The sequence below is a fragment of the Lentzea fradiae genome (assembly GCF_900100955.1).
GTDB lineage: Bacteria > Actinomycetota > Actinomycetes > Mycobacteriales > Pseudonocardiaceae > Lentzea > Lentzea fradiae.
The window spans coordinates 407,356-426,260 of the sequence record NZ_FNCC01000001.1 but is presented as its reverse complement, the minus strand read 5'-3'; the positions used below and the strand labels follow the sequence as shown (position 1 = coordinate 426,260).

General features: G+C 71.1%; 19 protein-coding genes. 5 read left to right on the top strand and 14 right to left on the bottom strand.

Features of this window, described 5'->3' with window-relative positions; translation table 11 throughout:
* Positions 1-219 precede the first annotated feature (219 nt).
* On the bottom strand, positions 220-654 hold the full coding sequence (locus tag BLT23_RS01990) for a DUF6069 family protein (protein ID WP_090044841.1): 435 nt from the start codon (positions 652-654) through the stop codon (positions 220-222).
* A 119-nt stretch (positions 655-773) separates the two neighbouring features.
* On the opposite strand from BLT23_RS01990, the gene BLT23_RS01985 reads away from it, so the two are divergent.
* The 3 genes from BLT23_RS01985 to BLT23_RS01980 all read left to right on the top strand — a co-directional run bounded on the left by BLT23_RS01985 (position 774) and on the right by BLT23_RS01980 (position 3,223).
* Positions 774-1,346, top strand: coding sequence for a TetR/AcrR family transcriptional regulator (locus BLT23_RS01985; protein WP_090044839.1), 573 nt, complete (start codon positions 774-776; stop codon positions 1,344-1,346).
* Between the two features lie 110 nt (positions 1,347-1,456).
* The gene (locus BLT23_RS40475) at positions 1,457-1,618 is read left to right on the top strand and encodes a hypothetical protein (RefSeq protein WP_176946547.1); all 162 of its coding nucleotides are present in this window, start codon (positions 1,457-1,459) and stop codon (positions 1,616-1,618) included.
* Between the two features lie 513 nt (positions 1,619-2,131).
* Positions 2,132-3,223 (top strand): helix-turn-helix domain-containing protein, encoded by a 1,092-nt coding sequence (locus tag BLT23_RS01980; RefSeq protein ID WP_245743448.1) that lies wholly within the window; start codon positions 2,132-2,134, stop codon positions 3,221-3,223.
* A 69-nt stretch (positions 3,224-3,292) separates the two neighbouring features.
* Here BLT23_RS01980 and BLT23_RS01975 read toward each other — a convergent pair whose 3' ends face one another.
* The 7 genes from BLT23_RS01975 to BLT23_RS01945 all read right to left on the bottom strand — a co-directional run bounded on the left by BLT23_RS01975 (position 3,293) and on the right by BLT23_RS01945 (position 10,852).
* Positions 3,293-3,580, bottom strand: coding sequence for a LuxR C-terminal-related transcriptional regulator (locus BLT23_RS01975; protein ID WP_090044835.1), 288 nt, complete (start codon positions 3,578-3,580; stop codon positions 3,293-3,295).
* A gap of 174 nt (positions 3,581-3,754) precedes the next feature.
* Positions 3,755-4,984: an ROK family protein gene (locus BLT23_RS01970; RefSeq protein WP_090044833.1), complete on the bottom strand. Its 1,230-nt coding sequence runs from the start codon at positions 4,982-4,984 to the stop codon at positions 3,755-3,757.
* A 68-nt stretch (positions 4,985-5,052) separates the two neighbouring features.
* On the bottom strand, positions 5,053-6,060 hold the full coding sequence (locus BLT23_RS01965; protein WP_090044831.1) for a sugar phosphate isomerase/epimerase family protein: 1,008 nt from the start codon (positions 6,058-6,060) through the stop codon (positions 5,053-5,055).
* Between the two features lie 14 nt (positions 6,061-6,074).
* The gene (locus BLT23_RS01960) at positions 6,075-7,211 is read right to left on the bottom strand and encodes a Gfo/Idh/MocA family protein (protein ID WP_176946584.1); all 1,137 of its coding nucleotides are present in this window, start codon (positions 7,209-7,211) and stop codon (positions 6,075-6,077) included.
* A gap of 32 nt (positions 7,212-7,243) precedes the next feature.
* Positions 7,244-8,278 (bottom strand): substrate-binding domain-containing protein, encoded by a 1,035-nt coding sequence (locus BLT23_RS01955; protein WP_090044826.1) that lies wholly within the window; start codon positions 8,276-8,278, stop codon positions 7,244-7,246.
* Between the two features lie 43 nt (positions 8,279-8,321).
* Entirely contained in the window at positions 8,322-9,347 is a 1,026-nt protein-coding gene (locus tag BLT23_RS01950) for an ABC transporter permease (RefSeq protein ID WP_090044824.1), read from the bottom strand.
* Positions 9,344-10,852 (bottom strand): sugar ABC transporter ATP-binding protein, encoded by a 1,509-nt coding sequence (locus BLT23_RS01945; protein WP_245743447.1) that lies wholly within the window; start codon positions 10,850-10,852, stop codon positions 9,344-9,346. Before BLT23_RS01945 ends, BLT23_RS01950 begins: the two co-directional genes overlap by 4 nt.
* A gap of 256 nt (positions 10,853-11,108) precedes the next feature.
* Here BLT23_RS01945 and BLT23_RS01940 point away from each other — a divergent pair, with 256 nt between their 5' ends.
* A complete protein-coding gene (locus BLT23_RS01940) occupies positions 11,109-12,167 on the top strand; it encodes a glycoside hydrolase family 43 protein (RefSeq protein WP_090044822.1) in 1,059 nt (352 codons plus the stop codon).
* 1 nt (position 12,168) lies between these two features.
* Here the strand turns inward: BLT23_RS01940 and BLT23_RS01935 are convergent, their stop codons facing one another.
* The 4 genes from BLT23_RS01935 to BLT23_RS01920 form a co-directional block, all read right to left on the bottom strand.
* Complete coding sequence (locus BLT23_RS01935; RefSeq protein WP_090044820.1) at positions 12,169-13,668, bottom strand: molybdopterin-dependent oxidoreductase; 1,500 nt, start codon at positions 13,666-13,668, stop codon at positions 12,169-12,171.
* Positions 13,669-13,709: 41 nt separating this feature from the next.
* Positions 13,710-14,099 (bottom strand): hypothetical protein, encoded by a 390-nt coding sequence (locus BLT23_RS01930; RefSeq protein ID WP_090044818.1) that lies wholly within the window; start codon positions 14,097-14,099, stop codon positions 13,710-13,712.
* 281 nt (positions 14,100-14,380) lie between these two features.
* A complete protein-coding gene (locus tag BLT23_RS01925; RefSeq protein ID WP_090044815.1) occupies positions 14,381-14,758 on the bottom strand; it encodes a hypothetical protein in 378 nt (125 codons plus the stop codon).
* A 123-nt stretch (positions 14,759-14,881) separates the two neighbouring features.
* On the bottom strand, positions 14,882-15,118 hold the full coding sequence (locus BLT23_RS01920) for a hypothetical protein (RefSeq protein ID WP_090044813.1): 237 nt from the start codon (positions 15,116-15,118) through the stop codon (positions 14,882-14,884).
* Between the two features lie 479 nt (positions 15,119-15,597).
* On the opposite strand from BLT23_RS01920, the gene BLT23_RS01915 reads away from it, so the two are divergent.
* Positions 15,598-16,641 carry a glycosyltransferase gene (locus BLT23_RS01915; RefSeq protein ID WP_090044812.1) on the top strand — a complete coding sequence of 348 codons (1,044 nt, stop codon included), beginning with the start codon at positions 15,598-15,600 and terminating at the stop codon, positions 16,639-16,641.
* A 109-nt stretch (positions 16,642-16,750) separates the two neighbouring features.
* Here BLT23_RS01915 and BLT23_RS01910 read toward each other — a convergent pair whose 3' ends face one another.
* Both BLT23_RS01910 and BLT23_RS01905 read right to left on the bottom strand, forming a co-directional pair.
* On the bottom strand, positions 16,751-17,998 hold the full coding sequence (locus BLT23_RS01910; protein WP_090045691.1) for a glycosyltransferase: 1,248 nt from the start codon (positions 17,996-17,998) through the stop codon (positions 16,751-16,753).
* A complete protein-coding gene (locus tag BLT23_RS01905; RefSeq protein ID WP_090044810.1) occupies positions 17,995-18,897 on the bottom strand; it encodes a DUF3152 domain-containing protein in 903 nt (300 codons plus the stop codon). The genes BLT23_RS01910 and BLT23_RS01905 overlap by 4 nt, the downstream gene beginning before the upstream one ends.
* Positions 18,898-18,905: the final 8 nt, after the last annotated feature.

Here is an 18,905-nt window from a genome sequence, read left to right as displayed (position 1 = left end):
TCGACGCGCGCCGACCTCCGCGGGTTCCGTCAGCCGCGCCAGAGCAGCCTACAAAGCGGGATGCGTCCTTCTCAGCCGTTCGGGCGTTGTGCCGGACGACTGAGCGGGCGAAGGGCGTGCCACGACGGCGATCAGGAAACGACGGACAGGCGGATCCGGCCGTTGGAGTTCAACGGCCGGATCCGCCTGACGGTCACTCGCCCCGCACGGGGCCTGGCCTCACTTCTTGGACAGCGGCAGCACCCGCACGAGGACGAGGACCGTGGCGGCGGCCACGACGGCGTGCATGTGCATCAGTGCGAACGAGTTCACGAAGGTGGCGCCGCCCGCGAGAATCCCCAGGTCGGGGATGAACGACACCAGGACGGACACCGGCACCACGACGCGCAGCACGCGCTTCGGGTCGGCGGTGTGCCGCCGGATCAGGTACCAGCCGATCGCGCCGACCACCACGCCGATCACCGAGGCGGGCCCGTACTCGACCACGGCCAGCCCCACGCGGTCGGTGCCCTCGGGGATGAACCTGATCGCGATCAGGGCGATCAGCGAGTTGGCCACGACCGAGATCACCACGGCCCCCAGGAGGCCGACGACGATCTCCGCGGCGCTGGGCGCGAGGACGGACGAACGAGCGGGGACACCGGTGTCGGCCATGGCCCTGTCCTTAAGATAGCTGAATGCAAGCGGTCACTTGCGAATTAAGGTAGCCAGACATTGCAGTGCGATGCAAGTGCTTACTTGCATCTACAGCGAACCGACAGCGAGGTGCGTGAGTGGCGAGCCGAGTGCCCGACCAGGTGGTGTTCGACGCGGTCCTGCAGGTGATCGCCGAACAGGGCTACGAGCGGTCCACCACCCGCTCGATAGCCGAGGCAGCCGGGATCAACGAGGCCACCCTGTTCCGCCGGTTCACCTCGAAGGAGAACCTGCTCCGCCAGGCCGTGCGCAGCAACTTCCTCGGCTTCGCCCTGGACCTGGACACACCGGGCGACGACGTGGCGGCCGATCTGCTCACGATCGTGAACTACTACGCACGCCTGTACGACACCCGCGGCGGCGTGGTGCTGACCCTGATGCGAGAGGCGAAGTTCAGCCCGGAGGTCGCCGCGGTCCTCACCGAACCCGAGTCGCTGCTGGGCCGGGTCGACGAGGTCATCCTGCACCACCAGCGCCGCGGCGCCCTCGTCGTCGAACCGCCACGGCACACGTTCTTCGCCCTGGTGGGACCGCTGATGATGCGCGCCTTCGCACGACGGGTCGACCGGCTGACCACGCAGACACCGGCCGACCCGGAGGCCGTCGTGCGGCGGTTCCTGAACGGGCACCGCCCGCAGCAGGCGCCATGAATCATCCCGGGTCTTTTTCGCGAATCCGAAGAACGAATTCTCCGTCCGACACCGCCGACGACGTTGCATCCCAGTGTCCATATCGAGCCGTGACTCCGCAAGATTCCGACATGACGACACTGGAGAACCGAGTTCAAGGATTGCAGACCCGACTTGCCGAACTGTCCGGCGAGCGAGACGCGATGCTGGAGCGCCTAGCTGACGAAGTCCCCGAACTGCGGAAGGACGTCCAAGAGATCCTGACAGTCGCGAAAGCCCCGCAAGCCGGTTGATGAGCTACCCCTGAACGCCATTGGCTCCTGACCGCTCCACGTTCAGCTCTTCCAGGGCAGGTCGGGATTCGGAGGTGGGTTCAGCGGCCCTGGCTTCTTGTCAGTCGGACTCTTCTCCGCTCCGCTCTTCCCCATGGCCTGAGGCCGTTCCGACCCCTGCTCTCCCTTTCGTGATCACCGGCCTGCCGGTCCCGCTACGGCGATCCAGCTCACCAACAGCGGCCTCCTTGCGATGTACAGGGCATCCTGTGCGATCCGCCCCTTTCTTCCAACCCCACGTGAGTTGGGTCCACACACACGTGCACTGCTCTGGGCGGGGACACGGGTAATCACGCCGAGGTTCGAGTACCAGCTCGACCCACTTGAACATGACCACCTCCCAAGCGAATTGCAAGACACAGGTCCCGCCTGGTTCACACGGACGAGAACTGCTCCTTATTTGTAGCGCCTTGCCGTCGCCTTTATGCTGTTCAACGGGTTTACAAACGTTGACAACACGATCGGGGAATAGGCGTGTCGGAGCTGAGCGACGCCCTCCGGGCAGCACGTGAGGCCGCCGAACTCAGCCTGTCCCGGATGTCCCAGCTCACCCACTACAGCAAGCCGTATCTGAGCCTGATCGAGAACGGAAAGCGCCGCCCGCTCCCCGAGGTCGTGACGGCCTACGAGCAAGCCCTGGGCGTGCCGATCGGCAGCAACCCGGTACGCCGTGCCCACGAGTGGCTCGTCTCGGATTCCCCTGCGGTCGCGCAACGTCGTTCCGGTCGCAGAGTCGGAGAGTCCCTGGCCGACGCACTTGACGCTCGCGTGGTCGAACTGAGGCACCTTGACGACGTGGTGGGCAGCACTGACCTGCTCCCCGCTGTCCGGCGGGAGCTCGCCGAGGCGATGGCATTGGTCCGTGACGGTTCTTTCACAGAGCCAGTCGGCAGAAGACTGCTCACCGCGACCGGCGAGCTCGCCCAGCTCGCCGGATGGGTCGCGTCGGACGCGGGCAAGTACGCGGACGCGCAACGGCTGTACCTGAGTGGCGTGGACGCGGCCAGGGAAGCGGCTGATGACGCCCTTGCCGCTCAGCTGTTCTCATCGCTGAGCTACCAGGTGGCGAACGTGGCCGACCCCCATGACGCACTGCTCCTGGCACGCTCGGCGGTCCGAGGTTCCCGCGGCGCCACACCTGTCGTTCGAGCACTGCTCCTGGAACGGGTGGCCTGGGCCGGCGCCAAGACGAAGGACCGAGATGTCACCGCCCGTGCGCTGGACGCGGTGGACGACGCCTACGAACAGCGCTCCTCCGGAACCGAAGAGCCGGAATGGGTCTACTGGCTCAACAGAGCCGAGATCGACGTCATGGCAGGCCGCTGCATGATCGAGCTCGGCGCGCCGGAGAAGGCGGAACCGTTGCTGTCCAAAGCGATTGCGGGTTACCCCGAGGACCACGCCCGAGAGGTCTCGCTCTACCTGTCGTGGCTGGCCGAGTCCTACGCACGCACGGGAGCCTTGGACGCCGCCAAGGCAGCGCTCGACCGCGCCAGGCAGTACGCGGCTCGCATGCCCTCGGCGCGCACAGGCCGTCGCCTCACGGCGGTGGAGAACCTGATGTAGCCATCAGACAGAGCGCCCGAAACGCCGGTGGGTCGTGGCGCGCCACGACCCACCGACCCCCCGGCGTTCTCAGATGCGCTGCTCGCCGGCCCCTTCACCCCTGATGGCGAGCCACTGGAGCTCCGCGGCGAGCACTCCCAGCTGGAACCTCGACTGCACGCCCAGCAACGACTGCAGGCGCGCGATGCGCCGGTTGAGGGTGCGCAGGCTGACGTCGAGCTCGCGGGCGATCGCCCGGTCGGTGGCACCGGTGCACATGAGCCGCAGCAGCTGCCGGGTGGCCGGCGTCGGCTCCTGCGCGCCCATCCGCACAACGGGGCGTGCGGTCGCCCCTGCTGTTACGCGGGTCACAGTCATGGGGTGACCGTAGGCGGTACTTATGGCAGGTGTCAATCAAAAGTCCGCACTTGGTTGCCAGATTCCACGTGCCTTAGGTACGACGGCCGTCATTACTCGCCCATCCGGGCACACCAAAAGGGCCTCCGCACCAGCGAAGGCCCCAGGAGGAGAAGCACTCAGGAGAAGAACGGCTCAGGTGGCGTGCGAGGGCAGCCGCACCTCGGCAGCGGTCACCTCGGCGGAGGCGGCCACCTCGCCCAGCCGGGCGTCGAGGACCTCCGGCGACAGCACGTGCCGCACCACCATCGCCGCCGCGCCCAGCGCACCGGCTGTCTCGCCCGCGCTCGACGCGACGATCCGCAGGTTCTCGGTGGCGAGCGGCAGCGAGCGGCGGTAGATCGACTCGCGGACGCCCGCCAGCAACATCTCGCCCGCCTCCGCGAGCAGGCCGCCGATGACCACGAGCGACGGGTTGAACATGCTCACGCACCCGGCGAGCACCTCGCCGATGTCGCGGCCCGCCTGCCGCACGACGCGGCCCGCCTCCAGGTTGCCCGCGCGGACCAGGTTCACGACGTCGGCCGTCGAGTGCGCGGGGTGGCCGAGTTCGCGCAGCCTCGCGGCCAAGGCGGGACCGGCGGCGACCGCCTCCAGGCACTCGGTGTTGCCGCACCGGCACAGCACCTCGCCGCCCTGCGGCACCCGAATGTGCCCGAGGTCGCCCGCCGCGCCCGCGGCGCCGCGGTGCAGGACGCCGTTGCTGATCAGGCCCGCGCCGATGCCGGTGGCGGCCTTCACGACGATCATGTGCGACACGTCCGGGTGCGAGGCGGTGTGCTCGCCCAGGGCCATCAGGTTGACCTCGTTGTCGACGAGCACCGGCACGCCGAACTCCGCGCCGATCGCGGCCGGCACGTCGAAGCCGTCCCAGCCCGGCATGATCGGCGGGTTGTTCGGCCTGCCGGTGGAGTGCTCGACCGGTCCCGGCAGGCCGATGCCCACGCCGACCACCTCGGCGGGGGGCACGGTCCGCAGCAGCTCGCGCCACGTCGCGACGAGCAGCGGCAGGATCACCCGCGGGCCGTCGGCCACGTCGAGGTCCACCTGTTCGACGGCGAGCAGCGTGCACGCGAGGTCGGAGACGGCGACGGTCGCGTGGGTGGCGCCCACCTCGGCCGCCAGCACGAGGTGCGCGCCGGGGTGGAACGCGAACCGTCCCGCCGGGCGCCCGCCCGTCGACTCCCCCGTGCCGCTGCCGGTCACCAGCCCGGCGGCCACGAGCAGGTCGAGCCGGGCGCGCACCGTCGACCGGGCGAGACCGGTCGCCGCCACGATCTCGGCCCTGGTGCGCGGGGCGCCGTCCATCAGCAGGCGCAGCACGGCGGCCGGCGAGCCCGTCTCGACACCCAAGGTGCTCTCCATCGATCAATTGTCCCATCGGGTGCGCCGGTGCCGCGGCGGTCGGCGGTGGCCGGCCGCCGGACGCCGGGTCACCCGCCGGAGCTGAACGCCGCGTCGAACGCCGCCGACGGCGGGTCGAAGGCGTTGCGGCGGATGAACTCGAGCGCCTCCGGTGCGCCCACCAGCCGGTCCATGCCCGCGTCCTCCCACTCGACGCTGATCGGCCCGGTGTAGCCGATGGTGTTGAGCATCCGGAACGACTGCTCCCACGGCACGTCGCCGCGCCCGGTGGAGACGAAGTCCCAGCCGCGCCGCGGGTCCGCCCACGGCAGGTGCGAGCCCATCCGGCCGTTGCGGCCGTTGCCGACCTGGCGGCGGGCGTCCTTGCAGTCGACGTGGTAGATCCGGTCGCGGAAGTCCCACAGGAACCCGACCGGGTCGAGGTCCTGCCAGACGAAGTGCGACGGGTCCCAGTTCAGGCCGAACGCGGGCCGGTGACCGATGGCCTCCAGCGCGCGCACGGTCGTCCAGTAGTCGTAGGCGATCTCGGACGGGTGGACCTCGTGCGCGAACCGGACGCCGACCTCGTCGAACACGTCCAGGATCGGGTTCCAGCGGTCGGCGAAGTCCTGGTAGCCCGCGTCGATCATCGACTGCGGCGCGGGCGGGAACATCGCGACGGTCTTCCAGATCGACGAGCCGGTGAAGCCGACGACGGTCTTGACGCCGAGCCGGGCGGCGGCCCGCGCGGTCATCTTCATCTCCTCGGCCGCCCGCTGGCGGACGCCCTCCGGGTCGCCGTCGCCCCAGTTGCGGGCGGACAGGATGCCCTGGTGCCGCTCGTCGATCGGGTCGTCGCACACGGCCTGGCCGGTGAGGTGGTTGGAGATCGTCCACACCTTCAGGTCGTGCTTGGCGAGGATCGCGAGCCGGTCCGCGACGTAGTCGTCGTCCTCCGCGGCCCGCCACGGGTCGAGGTGGTCGCCCCAGCAGGCGATCTCGAGGCCGTCGTAGCCCCAGCCGGAGGCGAGCCGGCAGACCTCCTCGAACGGCAGGTCGGCCCACTGGCCGGTGAACAACGTGATCGGGCGTGCCATTCTCGCTCTCCTCCTCAAACCTGGTGCCACGTGCCGGAGGCGGCGCTGTCCTCGACGGCGGCGAGGACGCGCTGCACCCGCAGCCCGTCGGCGAACGTCGGTGCCGGGTCGGTGCCCTCGGCGACGGCCCGCACGAAGTCGACCACCTGGTGGGTGAACGCGTGCTCGTAGCCGAGCCCGTGCCCGGCGGGCCACCAGGAGCCGACGTACGGGTGCTCCGGCTCCGTGACGACGATCCGGCGGAACCCGGCGACCGCCGAGTCCTCGGTGCCGTCGAAGAACTGGAGCACGTTCATGTCCTCGAAGTCGAACGCCAGGCTGCCCGCCGAGCCGTTCACCTCGATGCGCAGCGCGTTCTTGCGGCCGTTGGCGAACCGGGTGGCCTCGAACGAGCCGAGCGCGCCGCCCGCGAACCGCGCCAGGAACAGCGCGGCGTCGTCGACCGTGACCGGTCCCGTCTCGTCGGAGGCGGTGCCGGACAGGCCGGAGTGCTCGGTCGCCAGGGGACGCTCGGTCACGAACGTCTCCATCGTGCCGACGACCTCGCGGATCGTGTCGCCGAGGATGAACTGGGTGGCGTCCACGATGTGCGCGCCGATGTCACCGAGCGCGCCGGAACCGGCCTTGGCCTTGTCGAGGCGCCACGACAGCGGCGCGGCCGGGTCCACGATCCAGTCCTGCAGGTACTGGGCCCGCACGTGGTGGATCCGCCCGAGCCTGCCCCGCGCGACGAGGTCGCGGGCCAGGCCGAGGGCGGGGACCCGCCGGTAGCTGAACCCGACCATCGCGCGCACCCCGCGCGCCGCGGCCCGTTCTGCGGCCTCGGCCATCGCGACCGCCTCGGCGACCGTGTTGGCCATCGGCTTCTCGCACAGCACGTGCTTGCCCGCGTCGAGGGCGGCGATCGCGATCTCCGCGTGCGTGTCGCCCGGCGTGCAGATGTCCACGACGTGCACGTCGTCGCGTTCCAGCACGGACCTCCAGTCCGTCACGGCCTCCGCCCAGCCCAGCCGGTCGGCGGCGGCCGCTGCCCGGCCGGCGTCCCGGCCGGCCAGCACGGACATCACCGGCCGCAGCGGCAGGTCGAAGAAGCGCGGCGCGACCCGCCACGCCTGGGAGTGCGCCGCTCCCATGAAGGCGTGGCCGATCATCGCGATGCCGAGTTCAGTCACGAGCCGTTCTCCTAGGACTCGAAGGCGGTGGGCAGGTAGCGGTCGACGTTGTCCTTGGTGACGACCGGGGCGTACAGCTGGACCTGCCGCGGGACCTCCACCTCGACGAGGTCGCCGAGGCTCTTGTTCTGCACGGCGAGCCGGGCGAGCCGGATGCCGTCGGCACCCTGGGTGGACGGGTAGATGACGGTCGCCTTGTGCGGTCCGTTGTCGGCCTGGATCTCCCGCATCACGTTGGCCGAACCGGCACCGCCGACCATGAAGAACTCGCCGCGGCCGGAGTTCTTGACCGCCGCCGCGACGCCGACGCCCTGGTCGTCGTCGTGGTTCCAGATCGCGTCGATCTTCGGCGCTGCCTGGAGCAGGTTCGCGGCCGCCCGCTCCCCGCTCTCCACCGTGAACTCGGCGGCGACGCGGTTGGAGACCTTCAGCCCGCAGCCCGACAGTGCGTCCGCGAAGCCCTTGCTGCGGTCCTGCGTGAGCGGCAGCGAGTCGATGCCCGCGATCTCCGCGACCACCGCGTCCGACTTGCCGTTGAGCTTCTCGCAGACGTACGTGCCCGCGGAGACGCCCATGCCGTAGTTGTCGCCCAGCACCGTGGACCGCGCCGCGAACGGGCTGTCGAACTCGCGGTCGACGTTGATCACGGTGATGCCGGCCTTCATGGCCTTGAGCGCCACCGGGGTGAGCGCCGCGCCGTCGAACGGCAGCAGGACGATCGCGTCCACCTTGTCGTTGATGAACGTCTCGACCTGGCTGATCTGGAGGTTGACGTCGTTGGTGCCCTCGACGACGCGCAGCTCCACGTCGGAGTACTTGCCGGCCTCCGCCTTGGCGGCGTTGGTGATCGCGGCCATCCAGCCGTGGTCGGCGGCCGGGGCGGAGAAGCCGATGACGACCTTCTCGCCCGGCTCGTCGTTGGCGACCCGCACACCGCCGCCCTGGTTGCCGCCGCCGGTGTCCTGCGGGGTGTTGCCGGTGCACGCGGTGAGCGCGACGCCGAGGGTCAGCGCGGTGGCGAGAAGCGTGAGTCTCTTGTGCTGCATGGGTTCTGGTCTCCTCGGGTGGCAGCGGTGGGGAGGGGCGGCGTCAAGCGCCGCTGCGTCTGGCCAGGCGCTGCTGGAGGAGCACGGCGACCACGATGATCGCGCCCTTCGCGACGGCCTGGGCGGAGATGGAGAGGTTGTTGAGGGTGAAGACGTTCGACAGCGTGGTGAAGATCAGGACGCCGAAGACGGTGCCCGCGATGGTGCCGCGGCCGCCGGTGAGCAGCGTGCCGCCGATGACGACCGCGGCGATGGCGTCGAGCTCGTACAGACCGCCGTGCGTCGCACTGCCGGTGGTGGTGCGGGCGATGAGCATGACGGCGGCGAGGCCGCAGCACAGGCCGAGCAGCGAGTAGAGCATCACGGTGTGGCGGCGCACGTCGATGCCGGCCAGCCGGGCGGCCTCGGGGTTGCCCCCGACCGCGAACGTGCGGCGGCCGAACGTGGTGCGGTTGAGCAGCACCCAGCCTCCCGCCGCCACCACCGCGAAGATCACCACGAGCACCGGTACCCCCAGCACCGATGCGTCGAAGAACGCGGTGAAGCCCGGCACGTTCACGATCTGCGTCTTGCGGTTGGAGATGATCTCGGCAAGCCCGCGGGCCGCGGCCAGGCTCGCGAGCGTCGCGATGAACGCCACGACTTTCCCGTACGCGATGAGCACGCCGTTCACGAGCCCGCACGCGCCACCCACGAGCAACGCCGTGAGGACGATGACGATCCAGTGGATGTCGTTGGCGAGTCCTTGCGTGGCAAGCGTTGTCGCCCACACCGAGGACAGCGCGACGATCGCGCCGACGGACAGGTCGATGCCGCCGCCGGTGATCACGAACGTCATGCCGACGCTCACCACGCCGATCACGGCCGCGAGCCGCAGGATGGTGAGCAGGTTGTCGACGTCGGCGAACCTGTCCCCCGCCGTGACGACCCCGCCCAGGCACAGCAGGACGAGCGCGACGACCAGGCCCGTGTTGCGCCCGGCGGCGGAGCCGAGCAGCGCCGAGAGCCCGGACTCCTTGACGGCCGGTGCCTTCTCCTTCGCCACCGCGGCGGCGGTGTCCTCGCTCATGCGGCGTGTCCTTCCATGACCAGGTCGAGGACCCGGGACTCGTCGATCTCGTCGGCGGGGCCCTCGTGGACGACCCTGCCCTCGCGCACCACCAGCACCCGGTCGGCGAGACCGAGCACCTCCTCGACCTCGCTCGACACGATCACCACGGCCACGCCGGAGTCCGCCAGCTCGCGGACCAGCTCGTAGATCTCGCTGCGCGCGCCCACGTCCACACCGCGCGTCGGTTCGTCCAGCAGCAGCACCCGGCACTCGCGCAGCAGCCACCGCGCGAGCACGACCTTCTGCTGGTTGCCTCCTGACAGCCCGCGCACCACCCGTTCGACACCAGCCGGACGGACGTCCAGCGCCTCGGTGAGCCCTCTGGCCCTGTCGCGTTCGGCGCGGTCGTCCAGGAAGCCGAAGCTGGCGAACGCGGACAGCGAGGAGACGGTGATGTTGCGGTACACGGCCTGGTCGAGCAGCAGGCCCTGGCTCTTGCGCTCCTCGGGGCACAACCCCATGCCCGCGCGGACCGCCGCGCCGACACTGCCCCTGCGCAGCCTCCTGCCGTCCACCTCGACGGTCCCGCCCGCCGACTTCCGCGCGCCGTAGATCGTCTCCAGGATCTCCGACCGGCCGGACCCGACGAGCCCCGCCAGCCCGACGACCTCTCCCGCGTGGACGGTCAGGTCGACCTCGGCGAAGCGGTCGCCGTCGGTCAGGCCGCGCACGCACAGCACCTCCGGCGCGGCCGGGTCGACCGGTTTCCGTTGCGGGAACACGTTCTCCAGCACCCGGCCGGTCATCATCCCGATCAGCTCGGGCGTGCGGACCTCGCGGGCGTCGAGTCCCGTCGCGACGGTGCGGCCGTCCTTGAGGACCGTGACCCGGTCGCCGATCTCCCTGATCTCCGCCAGCCGGTGCGAGATGTAGACGACCGCCACCCCCTGGGCGGTCAGCTCCCTGATGATCCCGAACAGCACGCGCACCTCGTCCGGGTCCAGCACGGCCGAGGGCTCGTCCATGATCAGCAGCTGCCCGTCCAGCGACAGCGCCCGCGCCATGCTGACGATCTGCTGGTGCGCCACCGACAACCGGCCGACGTCGCGGTCCGGCGAGATGTCCGGGTGCCCCAGCCGGTCGAGGAGCGCACGCGTGCGGCGCCGCGCCTCCGACCGGTGCGTGAAGCCCGCGGTGGACAGCTCGTGGCCGAGGAACACGTTGTCCGCCACGGACAACCCCGCCACGAGGTCCAGCTCCTGGTAGATCGCGGCGACCCCGCTGCGCATCGCGGCGGTCGGGCCGCTGAACGACACGACCTCGCCCCGCCAGCGGATCTCGCCCTCGTCCGGGCGGTGCGCGCCGGACAGCACCTTGATCAGCGTCGACTTGCCCGCACCGTTCTGGCCGAGCAGGCAGTGCACCTCTCCCGCGCGGACGTCGAAGTCCACGCCGCCCAGCGCCGTCACACCGGGAAAGCGCTTCACCACCCCTCGCACCGACAGCAGTGCCGGGGCCGTCACGCGGCCTCTCCCGTCCACGGCCGAACGAGCGCGCGCGAGCTCACCATTGAGTCCTCCGGATCCCGGCAACCGTTGTGCCGGAAGGAAGTTGCGCTTGACACCACCGAAACTAGGAGCGCCGCGCGGACCGGTCAACAGTGCCGGGGTGGCACATATCGGCCAACTTCTCCCTTGACTCGACCCGGAGCACCGCACGTCACGCCACGACCGGGTGACCCCGCTCGCGCGGCACGGCGGTGTCCCCGACGATGCCACAATGCTGCTGTCGCGGTTCTTCCGCTGTGCCTCGGCACTCGTGCTTTGTGCCGCCACCACCGTCGTCACCGGCCCCGCCGCGCACGCCGGCCGGACCGGCCTGAGAGCCGCGGACCCGAGCGTGCTGCGCGTCGGCTCCACCTACGTGGCCGTGCAGTCGGCCGGAGACCGCATCGTCGCCCGCCAAGCCTCCACCCCCGACGACGTGGCCGCCGCGGCCGAGCAGGAGATCTGGCGTGCCACCGGCACCGTGACCGACGTGTGGGCGCCGGAGATCGTCCGCGACGGCGGCCGGTTCCACGTCTACTTCGCGGCCGGCAGCGGCAAAGCGCGGCGGATGTACGTCATCAGCTCCGCGCAGCCCGCGAGCGGCTACAGCGCCGCGAGGAAGCTCGACCTGCCCGACGACAGGTGGGCCATCGACGGCACCCTGTTCACGTTCGGAGGACAACGCTGGTTCGTCTGGTCGGGCTGGGCGGACGACACCGGCCACGAGCAGAACCTCTACATCGCGCGGATGAGCAGCCCGACCACGCCGACCGGCGCCCGGTACGTCATCTCCCAGCCGCGCGAGCCCTGGGAGCGGGTCGTCGGCAACCCGTTCGTCAACGAGTCGCCCGAGGCGATCAAGGACCCCAACGGGCAGCTGCACGTCGTCTACTCCGCCAACGGCAGCTGGAGCGAGCAGTACTGCCTCGCCGACCTCCGCCTGCGCCCCGGTGGCGACCCGACGCACGTGTGGGACTGGTACAAGTCCAACGGCTGCCTGTTCGGTTCGAACGCCGGGACGATGATGTCCGGCTGGCACCCCACGCTGCACGTGAACGGCCCGGGGCACCACACCTTCGCCCTGCTCGACGGCGACATCGCGACGAGCCCGCCCGCCGGGCCGCGGTTCCCCTTCCTCTACCACGCCGTGGCCAAGGGCACGCAGTACTCGTGGGCCGAGCGGTACTGGTACACGGGCACGTTCGCGTGGTGGGGCGACACCACCTACAGCCGGGCCAACTCCCCCGGCGCCCCCTCCGACACGGGCTGGGGCCTGAAGTTCTTCGAGTGAGTCACCCCTCGGCCGTGAAGACCATCGAGTGCCAGCCGGTCGCGCCGTCCGGCACCGGGGCGGCGCGGTCACCGGTCTGGGTGGTTCCGGCGCGGTCGGTGGCCCGGCACTCGACGGTGTGGCTGCCCGGCGGCAGGTCCAGCTCGATCCGCCACATCCGCCAGGTGTCGGCGTTGACCTGCGTGGCGAGCGTCGCCCGCTGCCACGGTCCGCCATCGACGCGGACCTCCACCCGGTCGATCCCGGTGTGCGGGGCCCAGGCGGTGCCCGCCGCGACGACCCTGCCCGCCGGCAGCCGTTCGAACGACCGCGGCCGGTCCACCCTGGACATCACCTTGACCGGCGCCCGCTTCGCCCAGCCGCGCCGCGCCCAGTACGGGTCGAACGCGGTGAACGTGGTCAGCTCCGCGTCCACCAGCCACTTGGTCGCCGAGACGTAGCCGTAGAGGCCCGGCACCACCAGACGAGCCGGGAAACCACGTTCGAGCGGCAGCGGCTCGCCGTTCATGCCGAGCGCCAGCAGCGCGTTCGACCCCGGCGCCATGATCGCGTCGACCGGTGTCCCGCACGTCCACCCGTCCGTGCTGCGGGTGGCGAGCTGGTCGGCGCCGGGCCGCACCCCCGCCTCCCGCAGCAGCTCCGGCAGCGAGACGCCCACGAAGTTCGCGGTGGACGCGTACCGGCCGCCGACCTCGTTGGACACGCACACCAGCGTGATCGTCTTCTCCACCAGCGGGCGCCGCAGCAGGTCGTCGTAGGTCAGCACGAGCTCCCGGTCCACCAGGCCGTGCACCCGCAGCCGCCAGTCCTCCGCCCGCACGCGCGGCACGCTCAGCGCGGTGTCGACCCGGTAGAACTCCGGGTTCGGCGTCAGGAACGACGGGGTGCCCTCCCGCGCGAAGTCCGCGCCGAACGGGATCTCCGGTGCCGGGTCGCGCGGCCGCAGCGTGATGCGCCGCCGGGACGCCTCCACGTCGACCCGCCCGGCGAGCAGCTGCCCGCCCGCCCCGGCCACCGCGGCACCCGCCGCGACGAGTCCCGCCGACACGAGGAACCTCCGCCGTCCCGGCACCTCCGCCGGACGCGCCCGGGACCACAGCCACCGGAACACCACGACCCCCACCACGAGGCTCGTGAGCGGCGGCAGCACCGACCACCCCGTCGTCACCGGCCTCGTCAGCACCGCGGCGAGGCCGAGCAGGCCGAGCACCGCCGCCACCACGACACCGGGTCCGGGACCGCGCCGGGACAGCAGCCCCGCCACCACGCCGAGCGCCGCCAGCACGACCGCCATGCCGCCGAGCAGGACGAGCTTGTCGTTCTCGCCGAACGCGCGGATCGCGAAGTCCTTGACCGGGTGGGGAGTCAGGTCGATCGCGGTGTTGCCGACGGCGAGGAACGGGGACGCCTGCGGGTCCACCAGCCCCGCGACGAGGTGGCCGGTGGCCACGGCAGCGGCCACCGGCACCAGACCGGCCAGGACGGAACGAGTCGCCTTCACACCGGGTGGTTCGGAGCCCCTCCCGCGGCGGATTGGCCCGTTCAGTCTCCGGACGGCCACTCCGGTGTCTGATGCCTGCCCGTGTAGGTCAGGGCGGTCTGGGACGCGCCCTGGGCCAGTGCGGCCTGCGCCAGCGGGTTCTGCGTGAGGGTGCTCTGGGCCGGCGAGCTCTGGGTGAGGGTGCTCTGGCCGAGGGCACCGTGCGCCAGGGAGGTCTGGCCCAAGGTGCTCTGGCCCAGGGCGGAGGGGGAGGAAGCGGCCTGGGCCAGTGCGGCCTGACAGGACGCCGCCTGCTCCTGCCACGGCTCCTGAGGCGCCGGGACGGTCACCTTCGGCGCCGGAGCGGCTGCGTGCGCTCCCGCGGCGTCTCTCGCGGAGGTACCCGCCACGTACTTGGCGTAGAGCTCGTCGAAGATCGGCGTCCTCATCATGCGAACCATCGTCGCCAGAAGAGATCACAGTTCCAGCCGAAACGCCCCTAAACCGCCGAATCAGGTGATCCCCGTGTCACCCGGAACCTTTACACGACAACAGAAAGTGTCGAGACACCACGAAGCGCCCCACCGGCGGGTGGGGCGCTTCGTCGTCGGCAACGCGGTCGTCCGACCGGGCCGGACCTCGTCACACCGTGCGGCCGCTACCGGCGTACCGGCCCCCGAAGAACCGGTAGGAGCCGGAACGCCCGGCGGGAGCACGTGGTGCGGGACGTGGCTCAGCGGTCCTCGTGGTCCTCGTCGCCTTCGTGGGCCTCGTGGCCGCCCTGGGCCTCGTGGCCGTCGTGGTGGCCGTCGTGGTCCGCGTGGTGGTGCTCGTGGTGGTCGACCTCGACGTCCTGGTTCAGGCACGTACCGCTGTCGTTGGCGGAGAGGACCGGAACCGCGAGGACGTTCACGTCGAGGTGGCAGAGGTTGATGTCGCTGAGCAGCTGGGAGTTCTCCATGTTCACCAGACCGACCTGGTGGTTGTGCTCGTACTTCGAGGCCAGGTCGGCGAGTTCGTCGACCGGGCCGCCCTGCGTCGCGAACGCGGGCGAGCCCACCATCAGGAAACCGGTGCCGACGGCAACCGCGGCGAGAGCCTTCTTCAGCATGACGTTGTTCTCCTCACGAACCAGTCTGGGGTCTGCACGAACGACGAGATCGGGAGCGAGGCCGAAGCCCCGCTCCCGCAGCGACATGACGGCGCGCCGCCGCGGCAGCGCGCCGCCATCACGTCACCTTTCGTCGAAGTTGGCGCAGAGGCCGCTGTCGTTGTCCGACAGCACCGGCACCGCGATGACGTTGACGTCGATGAAGCAGGCGTTGACGTCGCTGACGATGTCGGAGTCGTTGAGGTCGAGCACGCCGACCTGCTCCGAGATGTCCAGCTCAGGGGCATCGGCCAGCGCGGAGGTACCAAAACCGAGGAATGCGCCCGCGATAGCGACGGCCGCCCCTGCCTTCTTCAGCACAGAAATCTCCTTGTTCGAAATAGTTCCAGAACGGATTACGTCGGCGATTCGCACCAACCGCAAGTCCGAGGGGACCGTATCCAAATGACCGATCGAAACCAAATCCGCTACCACGCGATGGTGTGACCACCAGGGCTATGATCACTCTTTCGAGTGGTAATTGATTCGTGACGTTTGAGCCTTTCCAAGGCCATGAGCAGGAGAGATCACCGAATCCCCGGCCCGGCATCTTCCTTTGGGGTGAAGCACCACGCCCACGGCCGCACCTACACCGCCCACCACCTGCGACTACACTACAAAACCGCAGGTGGAGGACGTCACCCCGGAGCACCCGCGACTCCCGCCGCGGCGGCCTCCTCCCGGCACCCCGAACTTGTCCGCGCGCTCCGCGGGCAATACGGTCGGCCGACCACTCCCGGAATGGTCGAGTTGAGCCGGCAGCTCGCAATCGCGCCAGTGACCGAGGATGCGGCCCGCCAATGCGAATAGCGATCGTCTCGGTTCAGGCGTGCCCGCTCGCCGACGGAACCGGGCAAAGCTCCCACGTCGCCGAACTGTGCGCGGGATTGAGCGCGGCCGGTCACGAGGTGGTGGTGCACACCAGGCGCGACGCCCCGGAGCCCACTGCGGGCAAAGCGGGCTACACCGTCGAGCACGTCCGCGCGGGACCACCCCGCGTCCTCACCGAGGACGAGCTCGTCCCTCACCTCGGCGACTTCGCCGAACACCTCGCCACCCGGTGGCGGCAACGCCCTCCGGACGTCGTGCACGCACACCACTGGACGTCCGGCCTCGTGTCGGTGATCGCCGCGCACCTCCCGGAAGTACCGGTCGTCCACTCGTGCCACGGACTTCGGGAGTCCACAGTGGAACTGTGCCCCGACGCCGAGTCGCTGGTCGTGCGCAGGGCAGCCTTGCTCACCGCGACGAGCACCGCCGAGGCAGCGGAGCTCTGGCGCCTCGGCGTCCCCCGCGGCAGGGTCTCCGTCGTGCCGAGCGGGGTGGACGCCACGCTCTTCCACCCGGAGGGTCCCGTCGACCTCCACGACGGCCGCGTCCGGATCGCCCTGGCAGGCCCGCCGTCCGAGGACGCCACAGCCGCGACCGACACGCTCCTGTCCACTGTGGACAACATCGAGCTTGTGGCGGTCCACGAGGTACCGCGCCAGGACCGCCCGAAGGTGCTGAGGTCGGCGGACGTCGTGCTGTGCGCCCCCACCTCCGAGCGGTACGGCATCGTGGCGCTGGAGGCGATGGCGTGCGGCGTGCCCGTGGTGGCCACGGCGGTGGGAGCACTGGCCGACATCGTCCTGCCGGACGTGACAGGGGTGCTGGTGCGACCCGGCGACTCACGACACCTGGCCAGGACGCTGAGGGCGCTGCTCACCGACGAGACGCTGCGCGAGCGCTACGGCATCGCGGCCCGCGACCGGGTGCTGGGCCGCTACTCACGCGGACGACTGGCCCGGGAAGCGGTGGCGGTGTACGAGCGGGTGGCCAGGAGACTGCCCGCCGGACGATGACCGCCGGACGATGACCGCAGGGCGGACAGGGCCGCGGGGCGGACAGGGGCCGTATCCGGCGCGCAACGGACACCCGCTCCCGGCTCACCCCCGGCACCCACCCCGGGGGTCAGCCGGTGGGCACCCCGGGGTCGGGTGCCCCCTCGTCCCCGCTCAACGCCCGCCGCATCCGCGCGTACACCGGCTCCGCTCCGCGCTGCGTCGTGATCACCTCGGGTCCCGCCGCCCGGTGGTAGGCGCGGCCGGTCTCCAGCGCCACCCGGTCCCAGCCGTACCGGATGCGCACGCGGTCCTGCCCGGCGATGCCGAACTGCTGGCGCCGCACCTCGTCGCCGAGCAGGGCGCGCAGGGCGCGGGCGAGCAGGGTGGGGTTCTGCGGTGGGACGAGCAGGCCGGTCACCTGGTGCACGACCGACTCGGCGAGGCCGCCCGCGGCCGTGGCCACCACGGGCACGCCGCACGACATCGCCTCCAGCGCGACGACTCCGAACGAGGCGTGTCGCTGGGGGCACGCCACGACGTCCGCGGAGCGGAGCAGCGCGGGCATCTCGGAGTGCGGCACGTGGCCGAGGAAGCTGACCTCTCCACCGACGTCGTGGGCGGCGGCCAGTGCGCGCAGGCGGCGGTACTCCTCGTTCCTGTCCAGGAGGCGGCGGTCGGGGCCACCGGCGATGACCAGTTCGGTGGCGCTGACGGCGGTGAGCGCGACGATCAGGTCGTCGAGGCCGTCCTGCGGGGTGAGGTCGCCGGTGGCGACGACGCGCAGGCGTCCGGTGCGGGGTGTGGTGGGGCCGGTGGGGACGAACAGCCGCGTGTCGACGCCCCACGGCACGGTCGAGATCCTCGACCGGCGCACGCCGAGCCTCGCCAGTTCGGCTGCCTCCTGCCCGGACGTGGCGACCACTCCGGTCGCGCCGCGGCCGACCAGGCGTTCGATCTCGGCGGACTCGCCGCCCGTCAGGCCGTGGAAGCTCTGCACGATCGGGATCGCGGTGCCCCGTGCGCTCAGCACGGCGGCGAGGCCGGAGATCCAGTGGTGGGCGTGGACGACGTCGGGGGCGGCGGTGTCCCACCGGGACGACAGGCACTGCGCGAACTCGCCGATGTGGGGCACCACCTCCTCCTGCGGCGCCGGGCGGGCCGGGCCGGCCGGGAGGTGCACCACCTCGAAGCCGTCGTCCACCCGCACGTGCTCCGGCAGGCGGGGGTCGGTCCGGCGGGTGTAGATCGTCAGCTCGTGGCCGAGCCGGTGCAGCTCCCGCGACAGCGTCGCGACGTGCCGGCGGCGGCCGCGGGCGTCCGGGTCGTGCAGAGCGGTGGACGGGTTGTCCTGCAAGGAGATCATCGCGATCTTCACCTTGTCACCTCCGGGTGCGGCCACGGGTTCGCCTTGCACGTCTTGCCGTCCCTGGGCACCTTCGGGCCCTGCGGCGTGGCGGCGGTGATGTCGGCCAGCCGGTCGTTGGAGACGGAGAAGGTCTGCTGCATCATCACGGGGGCCTGCGCCCCGTCGGCGGGGCAGAACTCGTGGCGGTGGCCCAGGTGGTGGCCGATCTCGTGGTTCACGACGTAGCGCCGGTACGCCTCCAGGTCGCCGCCGAACGACTCGGCACCGCGGAACCACCTCGGTGTGCTCACGTAGACGATTCCTTTGACGTAGCAGGAGGTGTCGTACGGCAGCTCGAACCCGCACACGGCACGGGCGGTCTCGGTCGCGGTGAGCCGGATGCGGACGTCCGGCTCCTCCAGGTCGACGCGGCGGAACGCGACCCCGCCCCCGGCGGTCCACCCGCGCCGGTCCGCCAGCGCGGCGTCGACGGTCTCCGCGAAGACGCGGTCGGCGGCGGGCAGCACCGCGCCCTGCTCGACCTCGACGGCGTAGGTGTGCACGCGGCCGGTGCCGACCTGCTCCGTCGTGCCCGGCACGGTGCGCCACCAGCCCTCGCCCCACGCGCGCACCGGCGCACCGGGCGGCAGCTCCGGGCCGGGACCCGGCCGCCGCACGGCCTGCTGAGCGGACGACGGCGCCGCGGACGCGGGCGTGGACGCCGGGGCGGCCTCGGACGTGGAGGAGGGCGCCGGACCGGACGAGGGAGCCTGCGGCGTGGCCGGCGGCTTCACCGAGATGCTCGCCACGGCCGGTCCCGCGACGTCCTGCCCGGCGGGCTCGGGCGCCGGCCAGCTCTTGAGCAGCCCGATCGTCACCCCGGCGAGCATCGCTGCGAGGACGTACACGACGACTCTGCCGATGGTCATGATCTCAC